The organism is Kordiimonas lipolytica, from assembly GCF_001550065.1.
In genome coordinates this window covers 357,259-377,179 of sequence record NZ_LRUB01000035.1, presented here as the reverse complement: position 1 = coordinate 377,179, position 19,921 = coordinate 357,259, and the positions used below count along the sequence as shown (strand labels likewise).

Sequence of the window (19,921 nt, the reverse complement as noted above, 5' to 3'; positions counted from 1 at the left end):
AATATCCGGCAGAGTCGCCGCGGGGGGGGGTGACGACCACTGCAGATACATAATTCAGGAGGCCCGATGGAAACCGAAGACAATCACCGCAGAGGCGTAGGCATTATTGGTGCTGTAAGCGTTGTGCTGTTCCTCCTGGTTGCCATTGGCGTACAGGTTTTTGTTCTGGGAAACACCGGCTCCACGCAGGTTACCCTTATCATCGTCACGGCCTTCGCGACCATTGTCGCCATGGCAAGCGGATACAGCTGGCACGAAATCCAGAACGCCATCCTTTATGGCTGCAACATGGCAATGCTGCCGATGATGATCCTGATGATGGTTGGGCTTCTGATCGCAAGCTGGACAGCCGCCGGCACCATCCCTGCGCTGATCTATTTCGGCATAAAGCTTCTGAACCCCGATTATTTCCTGTTTTCCGCCGCCCTGATCTGCTCCATCGGCTCACTGTCTACCGGCAGCAGCTGGACAACAGCAGCAACCTTCGGCGTTGGCTTCATGGGCATTGGGCTGGGGCTTGGCATCCCCCCTGAATATACAGCGGGCGCTGTTATTTCCGGCTCTATCTTCGGGGACAAGATGTCGCCGCTTTCCGACTCCACCAATCTCGCATCAGCCGTAGCGCAGGCGGAGCTGTTCGACCATATCAAGAGCATGATCTACACCACTGTGCCCGCCATTTTGATTGCACTTGTCATCTATCTGGTAATGGGGCTCATGTTCGACAGTAGCGCTATCGTGAATGACACCAAGGTACAATCCATCCTGGACGGCATCTCCGGCACTTTTTCGCTTAATCCCATAACGCTGTTGCCGCCTGTGCTGGTCGTGGTGCTGATCATGCGGAAGATGAGCGGGCTCGCAGTCATGATCATCGCCTCCCTTGTGGGCATGGCACTGGCTACCGGCCTGCAGGGATACACACTGGATCAGATGCTTGTGTTCATGAACTTTGGCTTTGAATCTTCGGTCGGCATCCCGGAAGTGGATAAGATCCTGTCGGGTGGCGGACTGCAGAACATGATGTGGACCGTGTCGCTTGGTTTCATTGCGCTTTCGATGGGCGGCGTGATGGAAAAAACCGGCATGCTGGAAGTGATCCTGACCAAAATCCGCCACCTGGTGCATTCCACCGGCGGGCTGGTGGTCACCCACGTCTTTTCATCCTTTGCCGTAAACCTTCTGTCTGCCAGCCAGTTCATGGCGCTTATCATTCCGGCCCGGATGCTGGTGCCGGTATATCGGGCGCAAAAACTGCTGCCCCAGGTTTGTTCCCGCGTCAGCGAGGATTCCGCCACCGCCACGTCGCCGCTGGTGCCTTGGGGGCTCGGCGGAGTTTACTACACGTCGGTACTTGGCGTCGCGACGCTGGACTACCTGCCCTACACCTTCTTTGGCTTGATTGTGCCTGCGGTTACAATTGTGTTTGCCCTTACAAACACATGCATGTTCCGCGAAGGCGATATCGAGAGCAAAAGAACCTATTCCTCTGTCCCCGCGGAATAAGTACCGCCTGGAGTTTTTACGCGAATGAGCAAGAAAGCAACTATCGAAGAGGCGATTTCACAGGTACCGAATGGTGCGACCGTCATGGTGGGCGGGTTCGGCCCTCCCGGTACCCCTTTCAGCCTGCTGGATGAACTGTTAAGGCAGGGTCAGACAGGGCTTACACTGGTCAAGAATGACGCCAACGAACAAGGTCTTGGCATCAGCCGCCTGATCGAAGCCGGTCAGGTTGACAAGCTGATCACCACCCACATCGGGCTGAACAAGAAAATTGTCGAAATGATGAACGATGGCAGCCTGCAGGTATCCTTCTTCCCGCAGGGCATCCTGGCGGAAAAAATCCGCACCGCAGGGTCTGGCAGCTTCGGGTTCCTGACCGATATCGGCCTTCATAGCGAAATCACCAATCCCAAGGACGTGATCGAATGGCAGGGCCGCAAGGTGAAGGTAGAATCTGCGCTTTACGCCGATGTCGCCCTTATCCACGCACACCAGGCTGACCTTTTCGGCAACCTCCAGTACCGGGCAACGGCCATGAACTTCTGTCCACTGATGGCTATGGCGGCTGACGTAGTAATCGCAGAAACCCCCAACCTGGTGACACCCGGCACCATCGTGCCCGAGACGGTGCACACGCCTTCCGCCTTTGTCACGTCGGTTGTGAAGGTTGACACAAGCGGTAACGAATATGGCCTGATGGAGGGACGCTATGAGCCTTGATCGCATTTTGACACGCGCGGCGCAGGAAATCTGCGATGGCCAGACCGTCAATCTGGGCATTGGTCTGCCAACCATGCTGGTGAACCATCTGCCACCCGAACGGGACGTAATGATCCATTCTGAAAACGGCATTCTGGGCTCGGGCGCCAAAGCCACGCACGAAACCGCTAACCCGTCGCTGATTGATGCGGGCGGCACCTATATCACTTCACGTCCCGGCGCCGCCTTTTTCGATAGCGCTGTGTCGTTTGCCATGATCCGCCGGTCCAAACTGGACCTGTCTGTGATGGGCGCGTTCGAGGTGGACCAGGAAGGCAACCTGGCCAACTGGAAAATCCCTGGAAAATTTTCGCCCGGCATCGGTGGCGCCATGGAACTGGCGCAAAAAACCAGGAACATCCTGATTTTGTGCACACACCAGGACAAGCACGGCAACTCGAAGATTTTGAAGAAATGCACCCTGCCACTGACCGCGGAAAAGTGCGTGACCCGCATCATTACAGATATGGCAGTGATGGATGTCACGCGGGAAGGCCTGCTGCTCAAGGAAATCGCAGACGGACTGACAATCGAACAAGTGGTTCAGGCCACAGATGCTGACCTTATCCTGGGCGAAGAGATTGGGAGATTTTAAATGATCACAGCAACCGAACAGAAAATCCTCGAGAGCTGCGACACCATCTTCCCGCGCGTCATCGATTTCACCAAGGATATGGTCAAGCAGTATGGCGTATTGAACCAGGAAGAAGGCGTTCTGGATGTTGTCGAACGCCAGATGAAAGACCTGAACCTGCCCGTTCAGCGCGTACCGATCGACGTCAAGCGCCTTGGCAAGCATCCCCTGTTCGCCCCTGTTGAATGGGGTTATGACAAGAAATATAATCTGGTCTCTCCCCTCAACCCTGGCGCGGACGGCAAAACGCTGGTGCTGAACGGCCATCTGGATGTGGTGGACGCAACGCCGTTCAGCATGTGGTCCCGACCCCCGAATGAGCCCTGGGAGAAGGACGGCTGGCTTTATGGTCGCGGCTCCGGCGATATGCAGTCGGGTGTGGCGGCAATGATTTATGCCGTGCATGCCATCAGCCACGCAGGCTTTGATATCCAGTCTCCTCTGACCATCCAGGCAGTGGTTGAGGAAGAATGCACCGGCAACGGCGCGCTGGCCTGCCTTGAGCGCGGCTATGATGGTGACTTTGTTCTGATCCCGGAACCATTCGGCCCGCAGATATTCGCGGGACAAGTGGGTGTGTTGTGGTTCAAGGTTGGAATTGAAGGCACGCCTGTGCACGTGCTGGACACGTCAGCTGGCGAAAATGCGATCCAGAAACTTCAGCTTCTGATCCCCTTCCTGCAATATCTTGAAGCCGAGCTTAATGAGAAATACCGCACGCCGCCCTATGACGAGTTTGACCATCCCTTCAATCTGAACATCGGCAAGTTCAACGGTGGCAACTGGGCATCAAGTGTGCCTTCCTACGCCGAAATGGAAGCCCGCATTGGCTTCCCTCCGGGCATGGCGGCATCAGAAATCATGCAGATGGTCAATGACTGCATTGAAGGCGCGACGAACAAGCTTGCGGCCTTCGCGGGCAAGAAACCCAAACTGCGCTTCCACGGCTTCCGTTCGGAAGGGCACTTGGTTGACCTCAAGGACCCGGGCATCAAGCTTCTGTCCAGCTGCCATCATGCGCTGACAAACGCCGAGCCCGAGCGCTTCTATGCCACCTGCACTACCGACCTTCGCGCCTTCCATTTCTATAACAAGACGGCAGGCACCTGTTATGGCCCCGTGGCACAACGCATCCACGGTGTGGATGAATGCGTGGACATCGAGTCCATCCGCCAAACGCTGAAGACCTATGCGCTCTTTATCAGCCGCTGGTGTGAAATCGGAAAATCATGAATACTGTGTTTTCAGCAAATGCGCCCAAAAGAAAATCGGGACGCGTGTTTTTGAAAGGTTAGCTGCATGAGTTTTGTGGCACATCGTTCTCTCAAGGAGACTTACCGCAAGGCAGTTCGCGGTGAAGGCATTTATGTTTTTGACGCTGACGGCAACAAATATCTGGATGGGTCTTCAGGCGCGGGCGTCTCTTGCCTTGGGCACAGCAATGAGCGCGTCATCAGCGCCATCAAGGAACAGGCCGAAAAGCTGTGCTTCGCAAGTTCGGTTTTCTATACCAATGACCCGACCGAAGAACTGGCCGCAGTACTGGCGAAAGGCGCACCCGGTGACCTGAAATACGCCACCTTCGGATGCGGCGGATCGGAGCAGGTTGAAGGCGCTCTCAAGATCGCGCGGCAATATCATGTGGACCGGGGCGAGCCCTCGCGCACCATCATGATCGCCCGCAGGCAAAGCTATCACGGCATGACCCTGGGTACGCTCAATGTTGGCGGGCACATAGGGCGGCGGCAGCTTTATACGCCCATGTTTGCGCCCACACACCTGATTGCGCCCCACTATGCCTACCGCGAGCGGCGCGAAGGCGAAACAGCCGCAGCATACAGCCTGCGTGTCGCCAACGAGCTTGAAACAAAGATCCTCGAACTTGGGCAGGAAAACGTCGCGGCCTTCATCGCAGAGCCCGTCGTGGGGGCCACCAACGGCTGCGTGGCCGCAGATGACGTTTACTTCAAGCGCATCCGGGAAATTTGCGACCAGTATGGCGTCCTGCTGATTCTTGACGAGGTCTTCTGCGGCATGGGCCGAACCGGCACGCGCCATGCCTGCGAGCAGGACAGCGTGCTGCCTGACCTTCTGGTTATGGCAAAGGGCCTGGGCGGTGGATACCAGCCGATCAGCGCGCTGCTGATCTCGGAAAAGATCATCAATGCCGTAAAGGACGGGCGCGGCTATATCGCGAATGGCCATACCTATATGAACCACCCGCTCAATTGCGCGGCAGGCCTCGCGGTGCAGCAGGAGATTGCCGACCGGGATTTGATCGCCAATGTCGCCAAGCAAGGCGCCTACCTGCGTGCCCGGCTTGAAGAAAGCTTCGGGCAGCATGCCCATGTAGGTGATATTCGTGGTCGTGGCCTGATGCAGGCGCTCGAATTCGTCGTGGACCGGGAAACAAAGGAACCCTTCCCACCTGAAAAGCAGCTTTGGGCCAAACTACAAAAGACGGCCATGACACACGGCCTGATGTGTTACCCCAACGGCGGCACCATCGACGGCATCAAGGGCGACCATGTGATTCTGGCCCCGCCCTACATCATTTCTGAAGCCCAAGTGGATGAAATGGTCGAAAAGCTTGAAAAGTCAGTCGCACAAACGATAAATCAGCTCTAGGTTAGCGCATGGGGTTCGCCCCATGCCACATCACCAGAGGAACTGTGCACGACTTATGGACCGGAAAGCCCTGACATTTTGGCATGAGTGCCTTGGCGACATTCTGCGCGAAAGCGATGATGATAAGGCGCTGTCTGGACTTGTCGCCCACCTCAAGGGACTGTTCCGGTCAAATAGCGTCATCCTGATGATCTACCGGGCGGACAGCAGCCCCGTGTTCCTGCATAACGACACCGGCCACAACTGGCGCAAAAATAATTTCGACGACTATATCGCCGCCTTCTATATCCTGGACCCCTTCTATCAGGCCGCGCTCAGCCTCAAGGAAGACGGCCTGTTGGGGCTTGAAGAAATCACGCCGCCAGACTTCCACAAAAGTGAGTATTTCGAAGCCTGGTACCAGCAATCAGGCCTCAATGACGAAGTCAATTTCATGGCTCGCCTGAAAGACGGCAATGTAGTTGCCCTTTCGCTCGCCCGCACAATTGATGCCCCGCGTTTTTCCCAAAAGGACTTGGAAGACATGCGCATGATCGCGCCCGTTGTATGCGGCCTACTGGCCACGCGTTGCAGTGGCGGCCACAAGGAAACCGAAAAGGGGAAGCGACTGCATGCTGAACTGCAGTCTGCCCTTGGAGCTTTTGGCCGCGACATCCTCACCCCGCGCGAATTTGAAATCATGCAGATGCTGATGCACGGCCACCCTGCACGGTCTGTCGCCGACCGCCTGAATATCTCCATGGAAACCGTGAAGGTCCACCGCAAGCGCATTTATGCCAAGCTGGATATCGGCACCCATGCCGAGCTGTTCTCGTTGTTCCTTGCGGCCCTTGAGGGTACAGACACCGCGTCCGGCGAGGACCCGCTCAAGGCTTACCTGGGTCCTTAGTCTACCCATCCCCCCAAGGGGGTATTTCCCAAAATCGCGACTTGCGCGACACTCACCAGAATTCCATGGGAGTATCTGGTGACTATGCTGAATATAGAAAACAAATCCCTGCTGCGTGAAAGCGGGGCCACAAGTTTTGAAGTGACAAACCCAGCCACGGGCGATGTGATCGCCAGCGTGACGGACATGAATGAGGCAGACGTGCTGGCCGCGATTGACCGCGCCGAAGTCGCCCTGCCCGCATGGCGCGATGCCCTGGCCAAGGAACGGGCCGCAGCGCTGATGCGCTGGTACGACCTGATCATGACGAACCAGGAAGACCTGGCACAGATCATCACTGCTGAATGCGGCAAGCCGCTGGCGGAAGCACGCGGCGAAGTGGCCTATGGGGCCAGCTTCATCCAGTGGTTTGCGGAAGAGGCAAAGCGCGTATACGGCGACATGGTGCCCGCAACGCTGCCCAACAAGCGGATCATGGTGATCAAGCAGGCGATCGGTGTCGTGAGCGCCATCACGCCCTGGAACTTCCCGGTGGCGATGATCACCCGCAAGGTGGCGCCTGCAATGGCCGCAGGCTGCACGGCGATTGTGCGCCCTGCTGAAAGCACGCCGCTGTCTGCCATCGCGCTTGAAGTGCTCGCACTTGAAGCCGGCATTCCAGCGAATGTGCTGCAGGTCGTGACGTCAGAAAAACCGCAAAAGGTTGGCGAAATCCTGACCACACACCCAACCATCCGCAAGTTTTCCTTCACTGGCTCAACCGCCGTTGGCAAACAGCTTCTGGTGCAGTGCGCCAGCACGGTCAAGAAAGCCTCGATGGAACTGGGCGGCAACGCACCTTTCATCGTATTTGATGACGCCGATATCGACGCCGCTGTCGCCGGTGCCATGGTCAGCAAATACCGCAATGCAGGGCAAACCTGCGTGTGCGCGAACCGCTTCTATGTGCAGGACGGCGTTTATGACGCCTTTGTCGAGAAGTTCGCCGCAGCTGTGGAAAAGCTGAAGGTGGGTAACGGTGCCCATGACGGCGTTACCTGTGGGCCGCTGATCAATACGGCTGCTGTCACGAAAGTGACCGGCCTTGTTGAGGGCGCGGTTGAAGCCGGAGCCAAAGCAGTCACCGGCGGCATGCGCCACGATGCCGGCGACAACTTCTATGCCCCAACCGTGCTTCGGGACGTTCGCCACGACATGGCGATCACCCAGGCCGAGATTTTCGGCCCGGTGGCACCTGTTTATCGCTTCACGGACGAAGCTGAAGTGGTTGCACAGGCCAACGACACGCCTTACGGCCTTGCCGCTTATTTCTATGCCCGCGACCTCGGGCGCGTGTTCCGGGTAATGGAAGCGCTGGAGTACGGCATGGTGGGCATCAATGAAGGCATCATCTCAACCGAAGTGGCGCCCTTTGGCGGCGTCAAGGAAAGCGGGCTGGGGCGCGAAGGGTCGCGCTACGGCATCGATGACTATCTTGAAATCAAATACTGTCTGTTAGGAGGCCTTTAATATGAGTAACGCAGACCTTTGGGCGCGCCGCGAGGCCGCCGTTGCCCGCGGCGTTGGCACCATGCACGCCCGCTTCACCTCGCACGCCAAGAACGCGGTTCTGTGGGACGTTGAAGGCAATCGCTATATCGATTTCGCCACAGGCATCGCCGTGAACAACACCGGCCACAGCGATCCGCGTATTGTTGAGGCGGTCAAGGACCAGCTCGATAAATTTTCACACAGCTGCTACCAGGTAAACCCGTATGAAAGCTACATCGCGCTTGCGGAAAAGCTGAATGCGGCAGCGCCTGGCGACACGCCGAAGAAATCCATTTTCCTGACAACTGGCGCGGAAGCCGTTGAAAACGCGGTGAAAATCGCGCGCGCAGCGACTGGCCGCCCCGGCATCATCGCCTTCAAAGGCGGCTTCCATGGCCGCACCATGATGGGCATGGCGCTTACGGGCAAGGTGGCACCATACAAGATCGGCTTCGGGCCGTTCCCGTCAGACGTGTTCCACGCGCCCTACCCGATCGAGTATCACGGCATCACCGAAGCAGACAGCCTGAACGCGCTCGACGCCCTCTTCAAGGCGGATATCGAGCCATCCCGCGTGGCGGCCATCATCCTTGAGCCTGTGCAAGGCGAAGGCGGCTTCTATGCGGCCAGCCCATCCTTCATGCAAAGCCTGCGCAGCATTTGTGACGAACACGGCATCATGCTGATCTGTGACGAAATCCAGACCGGTTTTGCCCGCACAGGCAAACTGTTCGCGACTGAGTACAGCGGCGTGGAGCCTGACCTGATGACTGTGGCCAAAGCCATGGCTGGCGGCTTCCCGATCAGCGGCGTTGTGGGCAAGGCCCATGTCATGGATGCGGCTGCACCCGGTGGCCTTGGCGGCACTTATGGCGGTTCCCCGCTTGGCTGTGTGGCAGGCCTCAAGGTGATGGAAATCATCGAACAAGACGGCCTGTGCGACCGCGCGAATGAGATTGGTGATCTGTTCAACAAACGGCTGACCTCACTGCAGGCAGAACTGCCGAATGTGATCGGCAATGTGCGCAATCTTGGCGCCATGATCGCCATGGAACTGGTTGAGGATGGCGACGCCAACAAGCCAGATGCGGCCCTGACCGGCGCGCTTGTGAAGGCAGCCGCCGAAAACGGCCTGATCCTTCTGAGCTGCGGTGTCCGCGGCAATGTGATCCGCTTCCTGCCAGCCCTGACTGCACCAACCGCGGTGCTGGAGGAAGGCTTGGACATCCTCGCAACTACCCTCAAGAACCTGGCTGCCAAATAGGCAAGCTTAGCGTTCCCTCACTTGGCCCCGGACTGCCCCTCAAGGTAGTTCGGGGTTTTTGTTGTTTGGAAGAAAGGGAGCATGTGCCGGCACTTCCCTTTGCGACAAATGGGATGGCAGCTTAGGCAAGCCGCCGACACATGCGGTATCTGGAGATATATGCCCGCCATCGAAAGGGGGTGGGGAAGATTGTGGCGACACCGGATCAAAACGAAGACAAGGCGCCACCAAGGCATATCTCCAAATAGGCAGCCCCCACACCGCAACTCTGGTGAGGGCCGGAACGGGATGAGACGGGAATGGCCTTCAAACCCGCCTCAGAGATTACCCTTGTTTAAAAGGCATACCGAACTCGGACATAATATGTCCCGCCATTGATGCCCATAGGGGAGAATTCCGGATACTTGGCGCCCCAGGCACTTTTGGTGTCAAACAGCGCGTCTGTACCAAGAAGTGTTGTCATTGGCAGGCCTTCGTCTGGAACCTCGTCCGGGAAGTTGTTGAAGATATTGCTTGCGCCAACAACAAGTTCCACATTTTCGGTGACATTATAGCCAACCTCCAGGTCAAACGTCATTTCTGCGCCAGGCACCATGTCCGTGAAGGAAATGTGGCCGTTGTAGTAGGAGCCGAAATGGTTGGCCCGCACAAGCGCGCGCCATTTGTCGTTCACGTGGTTGATGGTGAAGTTGCCGCGGATGGCTGGTGTGCCGTCCTCAATGGTGCGGATACGCAGTGGGTCTAGGCTTGCGGATTCCTTCACCTTGGTGCTGGTCCAGTTACCGGCGAGCGAGAAGGACGTCGTGCCATTACCCATTTCCACGGAATAGGTCGCAACAACATCAATACCTTTTGTGTTGGTTTTGAAGTCATTGAAATAGTACCGCAGATTAGCGAAATCCGGACTATCCACATCAAAGAAAGGCGACAGGGAAATACGGTCATCGATCGTAATGTCGAAATAGTCAACCGTAAGGTCGATGTCACCCAGGGACATGACAGTACCAACCGTGAAGCTGGTTGATGTTTCCGGCTGAAGCTCGGTGCCGCCAACGCTGACCGCCAGTGGATCAGTTGGCGGAACGATACCGCTCAGGGTGATATTACCTGCATCCAGAAGCGAGCTGATGTTCCGCACATTCGCCTGGCCCGGCGTTGGCGCGCGGAAACCTGTTGAGAAGGACCCACGCAGCCCTACGGTATCCGTAACATCCCAACGGGCAGCCAGTTTTGTATTGGTTGTGGAGCCAAAGCCGTCGAAATCTTCCCAGCGTACGGCTCCTGTCAGCAGCAGGCTGTCGGTAACCTGTGCTTCAAGATCAAGATAGGCCGCGATGTTGGAACGCGACGCACTACCGGCTGCCGCAGCGTTCACACCGGCATAGCCTTGCGATGACCCACCAAAACCAAGTTCGCCATAAGGGCCCACAGAATAGGAATGCAGGTGGCCCGCGATCGACTCAAACTCTTCACGGCGATATTCCAGCCCAAAGGCAACCATCAAGTCGTCCGCAAGGCTGTCCATCGCCACAGGATAGGTGAAATCAGCGTTCAGGTTTGTCTCGTTTTGCACGAAAGCGCCGGCACTCATTTCCGTGGCTGAATCAGGTCCATAGGATGCATTGTAGGAATCTACAATAAAGCCCGTCTTGTTGCGGCCATAGCTTGCACTGATGTCATATGTCAGGCCGTTATCCAACTCGCCTTCAACGCCAGCCACCATGGAATAGTCGGTCACGGTGCCCGTCAGAGACGGTGTGAAACCACCAGGATAGACCTTGAAGAGAGACCAGCAGTTGGCCGACAAGCCTTGCAAACCAGCGAGATCGTTTGCTGCTACAGTCGGACATGTTTCGCCGCCGTCACCGTCAAGGTCGATAATCGCAGCATTTTCTCCAAACGTGTATACGCCATCACGGCTAAGCACAGGACGGTGGTATAGGCCGTTCGTGGCTTTTTTCTTGGCATAGTTACCAAAGGCATAGAAGCGCGTGGTATCACTGATGTTCACGCCCATATTGACGACAGACTTAAAGTCATAGTGAACGCGCGGCGTGCCCCAAACCTGTGCCGGGTTTGGCACATCTGAGAAGCCGAGTGATGCGGCTTCAGCCGCCGCTGCGGTTTGAACGGACCGGTCTGTCGGGTCGCTCTCGCCATAGGATGCGCTGATATTGATGAAGCCGTCAGAGCCAAGCTCAAAACCCTTGTTGGCGGAAATCAGAAGATTGTCGCCATCGCCTTCATAAGTGCTGCCAACCTTGGCTTCAATGGACCCCGCCTCTGTATCGTCCTTGAGGCGGAAGTTGATAACACCCGCGATCGCGTCAGAACCATACTGCGCCGCGGCACCATCCCTCAGCACCTCAACCTGCTTCAGGGCGATCGTCGGGAATACAGAAATATCCGGCCCCTGGGCACCGTTGGATTCACCCGCCGTATAGAAGTTGATCACAGCAGAGCGATGACGACGCTTGTTATTGAGCAGCACAAGCGTGTGGTCCGCAGCCAAGCCACGCAGGCTGGCAGGTCGCACGAAGGTAGACGCATCACTGATAGGCTGTGCGCTTACGTTATAGGACGGCACGACCGTACGTAGCAGGTTGCTGATGTCATTGTCGGCCTGGCTTTCGAAATCCCTGCCGGAAATCACATCGATCGGCGCTGGCGAACTGAGAGCCGAGCGGCCTTGGGAACGCGTACCGACCGTTACGATCTCTTCAAACTGAAAGGCGGACTGATCCGCTTTTTCTTCTGTTTCCTGATTATCCTGCGCGTACGCAGCACCCGCGGCCACCCCAGCCATCAGCGCCACTGCAGACGCAGTATTCATTACACGCGAAACCACCTTTTGGTTGCGCTTCCACTTCACATTCCAAGTCACTTGCTTTCCTCCTTACCTGAGCGCATCCGCTGTTTTCTGCGGACTTTCAGGAAGAGAAATATAACGGCGGGGCTTAAATCATGACAAGATATGATCGATTTTCATAATTCAATGATATTTTATCATGATATGTTTTGATGCTATAAGGCCTCAATACAAATGCCCCTCCCCGGAAGAAATCGAAGGCTTACTGCCGCGCAGAACCAAGCGAACAAAACTGTATCGGCTTTCTCAACTTGCTTTGTGAATATCAAGACCTGAGGAAGAAGAACCACGGCAAGGGAGGACGAGACTTTGCCCTCCCAGCGTATGGCTCATGTCAAACGAAATCGATATGCTTGTAGAACGGCATTTCACGAAGCCGTTTGCCGGTCGCTGCAAAGATAGCATTCGCAAGAGCAGGCGCCGCGGGCGGCACTGGCGGCTCGCCAATGCCCCGGATCTTGGGAGAATTCTCAAGCCCGCGGACAATGATTTCCGGGCACTGGTGAAGCCGCATGGCTTCATGGTCATAGAAATTCTGTTGCTCTGCCATACCGTCGGAATAAGTGATCTCGCAGTTCATGGCGTGTCCAAGCCCGAACACGACACCGCCCTTGACCAGATTGTCAAAGTTCACGGGATCGATCACCCGGCCGACATCAGCTGCCACATAGACCTTGTCAATCCTGATGCCATATTCCGTGTTGGTGACTTCCACCACTTCCGCAACCGGCACACCGAAGCTTTCAACGAAAGCCACACCCCTGCCCCGGTTTGGGCCCAGGTCACTGCCCCAGCTTGACATCTCCCCCACCGCTTCAAGCACACCGCGCGCGAGCGGCTCAGCGCACAGACGAATGCGCTCCTCCAGCGGATCAGCGCCCGCAGCATGGATCAGCTCATCAAGGAAACAATCAGCAAAAAATCCGTTTGTAGATGCCCCTACTGACCGCCAACTGCTGACAGGCGCCAGGCCATCTGTGCGGTAGCCTGTCATGCGGAAATGCGGCAGGTCGTATGGGATATTCCAGGCGCCAGCGGCGATCTGCCGATCCGCACCCGGAGGGGCCACCTGGTTCTGGCGCGGCAGTTGGGACGCCTGAACAGACGGGCTGGCGATACCCAGGTCATAGGCCTCTATTCTGCCGTCCTTGACCACACCCCGCATCCGTCCCATGGAAATTTGGCGCGGGAAATCGTGGGCGAAGTCTTCTTCGCGGCTGTATGTCAGCTTCACCGGCGTGCCGCGCATGGCCATGGCAACCTCAGCCGCGCGCTTGACATGCTCGTCCTCCAGCCGGTGGCCAAAGCTGCCGCCCGCATATTGGTTGTGAAGCCGCACCTGGCTTGGCTCCACGCCCACAATCTGGGCCACATTGGCCTGCACGAAGCGCGGCAACTGAGCCGCCGTCCAGACATCCACACCACCATCTGTCACCAGCACTGTCGCCGAAATCGGCTCAAGCGGTGCGTGGGCGACATAGGGTGCACGGTATTCGGCCTCAATCACATCTGCGTCCGCAAGCGCTGCTTCTACGTCCCCCTCCTCGCGCCAGACATTATCCACATGCTCTTCCGTGAAGCTGTTCGATAGCAGGTCCCAGTGGCCTTCCATCTCAGCCGGGTAGCTCACCGGGCCCCAGTTACAGTCGATAGCGTTCGCCGCCTGAATGGCGCGCCACGTGTTGTCCGCCACTACGGCGACACCGCCCGAAACGCGCATGATTTTCTTCACGCCCCGCATACCCTCAGCAGCAGCGGCATCATAGCTGACAAGCTCACCACCCTGGCGCGGGTTCAATTTGACTGTCGCGTGCACCATGCCGTTAAATTCGAGGTCGATGCCGTAGGTCAGCGTACCGGTGGATTTCGCGACGATATCAAGGCGTTGCTGCGGCTTTCCAATGTAACGCCATTCGCCGGGCTCACGCAGGCTGACATCCGTAACGGGTTCTATTTGGCTCGCGGCTGCCGCCAACTCTTCATAGGGCACACGTGTGCCATCCGGCAGCACAACAGTGCCCGCATCGGTCTTGAGCGCGCTTATTGGCACGCCCGCCTGTTTTGAAGCGGCTTTCTTCAGCGTTTCGCGCGCCACTGCCCCTGCAAGACGCAGCTTGTCAAATGAGTCCGGCACAGCACTTGAGCCACCCGTTACCTGCGCCCCCATCAGCTTGATCACACCGCCCATCACATCGCGCATGGTCTCTGCTGCGAAGCTTTCGTCCGTGGACATAAAGGGTACTGCCTCTGTCGCGAGCGCGGTGTTATAATAGGCTGGCGCTGGATCCCCGGGGCTTACCCTCACCTTCAGCGGATCAACGTCCAGTTCTTCAGCAATCAGCATGGCCTGCATGGAGCGAACACCCTGCCCGATATCTGCGTGGGGCGCGATCAGCGTCACACCATCTGCGTCGATTTTCACCCAAGGCGTTAGCGCCGCCTCACCGTCCTTGAGGTTCTTAAGAAGCGGGTTCGCATGCGGTTTCTTGACCATATAAAAACCGAAAGCCACCCCGCCGATTACGGCGGCTGATCCCACGAGGAAAGCACGGCGGGTATAGGTTTTGATCTTGCCCATGCTCAAGCCTCCTGCAGCTTGGCAGCCGCGGCCTTGACGGCCTCGCGGATGCGCGGATAGGTGCCGCAGCGGCACAGGTTGCCCGACATGGCATCATCAATATCCTGATCGGATGGGTTCGGGTTTTCCGCAAGCAAGGAAGCCGCCTGCATCACTTGACCCGATTGGCAATAGCCGCACTGGGCCACCTGCTTTTCAATCCAAGCTTCCTGCACGATATGTAAGGCATCTGGCGTACCAAGGCCTTCAATGGTTGTGACCTCCACGCCCACAGCATCCGCCGCAGGCACTTGGCAAGACCGCATGGCAACACCGTCAATATGCACAGTGCAGGCACCACACTGGGCCACACCGCAGCCATACTTCACGCCTTTGATGTTCAGTTCGTCGCGAAGCACCCACAAAAGGGGCATATCGTCTTCCACATCCACATCATAGGACGTGCCGTTGACTGTAAGCTGCATGAAGGGCCTCCCGCTTTCCTGCCAATTTGGCGGCAAGCTTACCAAGAAAGCGGCATTCTCCAAAAGTTATATGCGAGTGCAACGCAGAAAGGGTGGCTGAGGCCACCCCCTGCCCCCTAGCCTTCGTGCCGGAAAACGACAGTGCCAAGAGGCGGCAAGGTCAGCATCAGCGAATAGGGCTTGATATGCCACGGCACGTCTTCTGCCGCGTGACCACCATAATTGCCAACATCGGATCCGCCATAATGGGCGGAATCCGTATTCATCACCTCCGCCCAGTGGCCGCCATAAGGCACACCAACGCGGTAGCCATGGCGCGGCACGGGCGAGAAGTTGCACACCACAAGGCATGGCGGGTCGCCGGGGTCGCCCCAGCGCAGGAAGCTGACTACATTGTCTTCCGCCGCCCCGCCGTCTATCCACTCAAAGCCATCGGCCGTGCAGTCACGGCGGTGAAGGGCTGGTGTGCTGGCGTAAAGGCGGTTCAGGTCACTCACCAGTGTCTGGATGTTTTTATGGTCGGCGTTTTCCAAGAGATGCCAGTCTAGGCTGGCATCCGCATTCCATTCCCGTTCCTGGGCAAATTCGCCCCCCATGAACAGCAATTTCTTGCCTGGATGCGTCCACATGAAGCCGTAGTAGGCCCGCAGGTTCGCGAACTTCTGCCAGCGGTCCCCCGGCATGCGCCCAATCAGCGAACCTTTACCGTGCACCACTTCATCGTGGCTGAGCGGCAAGATATAATTTTCCGAAAAAGCATAATTAATACCGAAGGTTAGCTGGTGGTGATGATGCTTCCTGTGAACTGGCTCCTTGCTCATGTAATCGAGCGTATCGTTCATCCAGCCCATGTTCCACTTGAAGCCGAAGCCAAGCCCACCAGCGCTTGTGGGGGTGGAAACACCAGGCCAGGCCGTCGATTCTTCCGCCACTGTCATGATGCCGTCTGACAGGCTGTAGACCCGCTCGTTCATATGCTTGAGGAACTGGATCGCCTCCAGGTTCTCGTTGCCACCATGCTCGTTCGGGATCCACTCGCCGTCCTCGCGGCTATAGTCCAGGTAAAGCATCGAAGCCACGGCATCCACGCGCAGGCCGTCCAGATGATATTCCTCCAGCCAGAACTGGGCGTTGGAAACCAGATAGTTCTCCACCTCCCGGCGGCCAAAATTGAAGATCAGCGTATTCCAGTCCGGGTGAAAGCCCTTCTTCGGGTCGGCGTGCTCATAAAGGTGCGTGCCGTCAAAATGCGCCAGTCCGTGCTCATCTGACGGGAAGTGCCCCGGCACCCAATCAAGGATCACACCAATGCCCGCTTCATGGCAGGCGTTCACAAAGGCTTTGAAGTCCGCAGGTGTGCCGAACCGGCGCGTGGGCGAATAAAGCCCCACGGGCTGGTACCCCCACGAACCGTCAAATGGATGCTCCGTCACCGGCAAAAGCTCTATATGGGTGAAGCCAAGCCCCTTGACATAAGGGATCAGCTTTTCAGCCAGCTCGTGATAGTCCAGGAACGGGTTTTCCGCGTCCCATGTGCGCTGCCATGACCCCAAATGGACCTCGTAAACCGAAATCGGCTTGGTACGGTCCTGCAGGGCGCCGCGGCCCTTCATCCAGCCTTCGTCTGTCCAGTCATAGCCCTTAAGGTCCCGCACGACAGAAGCCGTGTTCGGGCGGTATTCGGTGCCGAAGGCGAAGGGGTCAGACTTCAGCGGCAATTGCCTGCCGCCTGCCCCGAAGATACAGAATTTATAGTGCGCACCGTCCTCGATGCCCGGCACAAAAAGTTCCCAGATACCGCTGGCACCACGCGACCGCATGGGGTGCTGGGCCGCGTTCCAATGGTTGAAATCCCCCACCACACTCACGTTAGAGGCCGATGGCGCCCAAACGGCGAAATGCGTGCCATCTGCGCCCTCATACGTCATCACATGCGCGCCAAGGCATTCATAGGCCCGCTCATGACTGCCTTCTGACAGGAGATGCAGGTTGAAATCATCCAGCACAGGGCCAAAGCGGTATGGGTCGTCATAGGTCCAGCTTTGCTCGCCCTGCCAGGCTTTCAAAAGGTAACCGCTTTTCGCTTTTGAGGCCGCGAGCGTACCTTCGAACAGGCCGTGGTCGCCAATCTTCTTGAGCGTTGTGACTGGCGCCCTGCCCTTTGGCGTGAATACTTCCACGCGCTCTGCCCCAGGTGCCATCGTGCGAATGACGGTAGTTTTGCCCGAAGGATGGCGACCAAGGCATGCAAACGGATCGCCATGACGGCCCGCTTCCAGCGCACTGACGTCTTCAGCCGCCAAGGTCCCGTTACTGTGTGAACTCATACCGTCCCCTCGCACACTAGAGCGCTTTCCAGATATCGTTCGCATAGCCCCGGATTGTCCGGTCAGCCGAGAACCAACCCATGTTGGCTGTGTTCAGCACCGCCATCCGCTGCCAGGTATCCTGGTCCTTGAACTCGCCATCAATCTTACGCTGGATGTCCCAGTAGGCCTGGAAGTCCGGCGTTACCTGAAAATAATCATGCGCAAGGACATTGTCGACAATGCCCTTGAAGCGCTCGGTATCGCCATTTGAGTAGAAACCGCTTGAGATTTGCGTTACCACCTCCTGAAGGCGCGGCGTTTCCGCCACTGTCACCCAAGGCTGGCAGCCGCCGTGCTGGCGGGCAGCCACTTCGTCTGCCTCCAGACCAAAGATAAAGATATTGTCGTCACCGACATGCTCTTTGATCTCAACATTCGCGCCATCAAGTGTGCCAACGGTCAGTGCACCATTGAGGGCAAATTTCATATTGCCGGTGCCTGAGGCCTCAAAGCCCGCCGTTGAAATCTGTTCCGACAGGTCAGCGCCCGGGATCAGGATTTCCGCGGCCGACACGTTGTAGTTCGGCAGGAACACGAGCTTCAGAAGGCCGTCCACGTCTGGGTCATTATTGATCACCTTGGCCGCGTCGTTGATCAGCTTGATGATCAGCTTCGCCAGCGTATAGCTTGGCGCGGCCTTGCCAGCAAAAATTTTCACGCGTGGCTGCCATCCGGCCTTAGGGTCCGCCTTCATGGCGTTATAAAGCGCCATCGTCTCCAGCGCGTTCATCAGCTGGCGCTTGTATTCATGGATGCGCTTGATCTGGATATCGAAAAGCGCTGTCGGGTCCACCTTGATGCCAACTTCGCTTTGAATATAGGCCGCCAGCCGCTTCTTGTTTTCAAGCTTTACGGCTTTGAACTTATCACGGAACGCCTTGTCTTCGGCATAAGGCACAAGCTCAGAAATATGGCTCAGGTCCCCAACCCAATCCTCACCGATTGTCTCGGTAATCAGCTCCGCAAGGCCGGGGTTGCACTCCTTCAGCCAGCGGCGCGGCGTGATGCCGTTTGTCTGGTTCAGGATGCGGTCGGGATACACTTCGTGAAGGTCCTTGAACACCGTCTGTTTCATCAGCTCGGTATGCAGCGCCGATACGCCATTCACCCGTTTCGCCCCGATGAAGGCCAGGTTCCCCATGCGAACCCAGCCACCATGGTGCGGGTCAATCGCCTGCATCGGTGCGGGGTCCTTGCCTTCAAACTTGGCGCGAATTTCGGCTGCGAACAGATTATCGATCTCGCGGATGATCTGCAGGTGGCGTGGCAGGCAGCGCTCGATCAGCTCAAGCGGCCATTTTTCAAGCGCTTCAGGCAGAAGCGTGTGGTTGGTATAGTTCAGGCAACCGCGCGCGATCTCGAACGACTGCACGAACTCCATGTCGTGCTCGTCCACCAGCAAGCGCACCAGCTCGGGCACAGCAATCGCCGGGTGGGTATCATTAAGCTGGATCGCGACATGCTTCGGCAGCGCCGTCAGGTCCTTGTTATCGAGAAGGAACCGGTGCAGCAGATCCTGCAAGCTGGCGGACGTGAAGAAGACTTCCTGCTTCAAGCGAAGTTCCCGCCCTTCCGCCGTATGATCGCCCGGATAAAGCACTTTAGTGATCGATTCCGCCAGCACCTGCTGGCGCGATGCGGCCATGAACTCACCCTGGTTGAACTGATGCAGGTTCAGCGTTTCAGCCGAGCGGGCAGACCACAGCCGAAGCGTGTTCACATGCTTGCCCTGCCAGCCTGCGATCGGCGTATCGAAAGCACCGGCCAGGATGCGCTCGCTTGGCGTCCACACCATTTTGCCCTGCGCGTCCTGCTGCACAGAGCCACCGAAACTGATGGGGTAGGATACTTCAGGCCGGTGGAATTCCCAGTTATTGCCGAAGATCAGCCAGTCTTCGGGCTCCTCTAGCTGCCAGCCGTCCTGGAAACTTTGGCGGAAAATGCCGTGCTCGTACCGGATACCGTAGCCCATGCCGGCCACGCCCACTGTGGCCATCGAATCCAGGAAACAGGCCGCCAGACGCCCTAGCCCGCCGTTCCCAAGCGCAGGGTCGGGCTCTGCCTCCAGGATTTCCTGCAGGTCAAGACCATGCTCTGAGAAAAAGCCCTTCGCCTCAGCGGTCAGCCCCATATTTGAGATGGCGTCTTCAAGAAGCCGCCCGATCATGAACTCCATCGACAGATAATAAACCCGCTTGGCTTTTTCCTTGTATATGCGGCGAGTGGTATCCATCCAGCCGTCCACCATGCGGTCCCGCACCGCAAGCGATAGGGCCGCACACCAATCACGCCGAACCGCGTGCGATGCATCCTTGCCCACGGAATAAACAAGGTGCCGAAGAACGGCCTCACCGAGGGGAACATTTTTCGGGTCGAGAGATTCGGGCAACTTCTCAAGCTTGGTATCTGTCATAATATCTTAGCCTTGCTG

Annotated in this window: 13 protein-coding genes; 8 read left to right on the top strand and 5 right to left on the bottom strand. The window is 57.2% G+C overall.

Annotated features, from left to right (window positions below; translation table 11 throughout):
• Nucleotides 1-66: 66 nt before the first annotated feature.
• From nhaC to gabT, 8 genes are all read left to right on the top strand, one after another.
• Nucleotides 67-1,506, top strand: a complete 1,440-nt coding sequence (gene nhaC / locus KORM41_RS19570; protein ID WP_068152410.1) for a Na+/H+ antiporter NhaC — start codon at nt 67-69, stop codon at nt 1,504-1,506.
• A 24-nt stretch (nt 1,507-1,530) separates the two neighbouring features.
• Nucleotides 1,531-2,226, top strand: a complete 696-nt coding sequence (locus KORM41_RS19565; protein WP_068152409.1) for a CoA transferase subunit A — start codon at nt 1,531-1,533, stop codon at nt 2,224-2,226.
• Nucleotides 2,216-2,860: a 3-oxoacid CoA-transferase subunit B gene (locus KORM41_RS19560; RefSeq protein ID WP_068152407.1), complete on the top strand. Its 645-nt coding sequence runs from the start codon at nt 2,216-2,218 to the stop codon at nt 2,858-2,860. Before KORM41_RS19565 ends, KORM41_RS19560 begins: the two co-directional genes overlap by 11 nt.
• A complete protein-coding gene (locus tag KORM41_RS19555) occupies nt 2,861-4,132 on the top strand; it encodes an ArgE/DapE family deacylase (protein ID WP_068152406.1) in 1,272 nt (423 codons plus the stop codon).
• A gap of 66 nt (nt 4,133-4,198) precedes the next feature.
• Nucleotides 4,199-5,527, top strand: a complete 1,329-nt coding sequence (locus KORM41_RS19550) for an aspartate aminotransferase family protein (protein WP_068152398.1) — start codon at nt 4,199-4,201, stop codon at nt 5,525-5,527.
• A 55-nt stretch (nt 5,528-5,582) separates the two neighbouring features.
• On the top strand, nt 5,583-6,416 hold the full coding sequence (locus tag KORM41_RS19545) for a helix-turn-helix transcriptional regulator (protein ID WP_068152396.1): 834 nt from the start codon (nt 5,583-5,585) through the stop codon (nt 6,414-6,416).
• 84 nt (nt 6,417-6,500) lie between these two features.
• Nucleotides 6,501-7,925, top strand: coding sequence for an NAD-dependent succinate-semialdehyde dehydrogenase (locus KORM41_RS19540; protein WP_068152393.1), 1,425 nt, complete (start codon nt 6,501-6,503; stop codon nt 7,923-7,925).
• A gap of 1 nt (nt 7,926) precedes the next feature.
• Nucleotides 7,927-9,210, top strand: a complete 1,284-nt coding sequence (gene gabT, locus KORM41_RS19535; protein ID WP_068152391.1) for a 4-aminobutyrate--2-oxoglutarate transaminase — start codon at nt 7,927-7,929, stop codon at nt 9,208-9,210.
• 334 nt (nt 9,211-9,544) lie between these two features.
• Here gabT and KORM41_RS19530 read toward each other — a convergent pair whose 3' ends face one another.
• The 5 genes from KORM41_RS19530 to KORM41_RS19510 form a co-directional block, all read right to left on the bottom strand.
• A complete protein-coding gene (locus KORM41_RS19530; protein WP_068152389.1) occupies nt 9,545-12,094 on the bottom strand; it encodes a TonB-dependent receptor plug domain-containing protein in 2,550 nt (849 codons plus the stop codon).
• Nucleotides 12,095-12,413: 319 nt separating this feature from the next.
• Complete coding sequence (locus tag KORM41_RS19525; RefSeq protein ID WP_068152387.1) at nt 12,414-14,657, bottom strand: xanthine dehydrogenase family protein molybdopterin-binding subunit; 2,244 nt, start codon at nt 14,655-14,657, stop codon at nt 12,414-12,416.
• 2 nt (nt 14,658-14,659) lie between these two features.
• A complete protein-coding gene (locus KORM41_RS19520; protein WP_068152380.1) occupies nt 14,660-15,121 on the bottom strand; it encodes a (2Fe-2S)-binding protein in 462 nt (153 codons plus the stop codon).
• A gap of 116 nt (nt 15,122-15,237) precedes the next feature.
• Entirely contained in the window at nt 15,238-17,448 is a 2,211-nt protein-coding gene (glgB, locus tag KORM41_RS19515; RefSeq protein WP_068152378.1) for a 1,4-alpha-glucan branching protein GlgB, read from the bottom strand.
• A 16-nt stretch (nt 17,449-17,464) separates the two neighbouring features.
• Nucleotides 17,465-19,903 (bottom strand): glycogen/starch/alpha-glucan phosphorylase, encoded by a 2,439-nt coding sequence (locus KORM41_RS19510; RefSeq protein WP_068152375.1) that lies wholly within the window; start codon nt 19,901-19,903, stop codon nt 17,465-17,467.
• Between the last annotated feature and the right edge of the window lie 18 nt (nt 19,904-19,921).

Bases quoted from the DNA above. Each gene is read 5' to 3' on its own strand.
- gabT (WP_068152391.1), top strand. From the start codon at position 7,927: ATGAGTAACGCAGACCTTTGGGCGCGCCGCGAGGCCGCCGTTGCCCGC.
- KORM41_RS19510 (WP_068152375.1), bottom strand. From the start codon at position 19,903: ATGACAGATACCAAGCTTGAGAAGTTGCCCGAATCTCTCGACCCGAAA.
- KORM41_RS19525 (WP_068152387.1), bottom strand. From the start codon at position 14,657: ATGGGCAAGATCAAAACCTATACCCGCCGTGCTTTCCTCGTGGGATCA.
- KORM41_RS19550 (WP_068152398.1), top strand. From the start codon at position 4,199: ATGAGTTTTGTGGCACATCGTTCTCTCAAGGAGACTTACCGCAAGGCA.
- KORM41_RS19560 (WP_068152407.1), top strand. From the start codon at position 2,216: ATGAGCCTTGATCGCATTTTGACACGCGCGGCGCAGGAAATCTGCGAT.
- KORM41_RS19520 (WP_068152380.1), bottom strand. From the start codon at position 15,121: ATGCAGCTTACAGTCAACGGCACGTCCTATGATGTGGATGTGGAAGAC.
- KORM41_RS19565 (WP_068152409.1), top strand. From the start codon at position 1,531: ATGAGCAAGAAAGCAACTATCGAAGAGGCGATTTCACAGGTACCGAAT.
- KORM41_RS19545 (WP_068152396.1), top strand. From the start codon at position 5,583: ATGGACCGGAAAGCCCTGACATTTTGGCATGAGTGCCTTGGCGACATT.
- nhaC (WP_068152410.1), top strand. From the start codon at position 67: ATGGAAACCGAAGACAATCACCGCAGAGGCGTAGGCATTATTGGTGCT.
- glgB (WP_068152378.1), bottom strand. From the start codon at position 17,448: ATGAGTTCACACAGTAACGGGACCTTGGCGGCTGAAGACGTCAGTGCG.
- KORM41_RS19540 (WP_068152393.1), top strand. From the start codon at position 6,501: ATGCTGAATATAGAAAACAAATCCCTGCTGCGTGAAAGCGGGGCCACA.
- KORM41_RS19555 (WP_068152406.1), top strand. From the start codon at position 2,861: ATGATCACAGCAACCGAACAGAAAATCCTCGAGAGCTGCGACACCATC.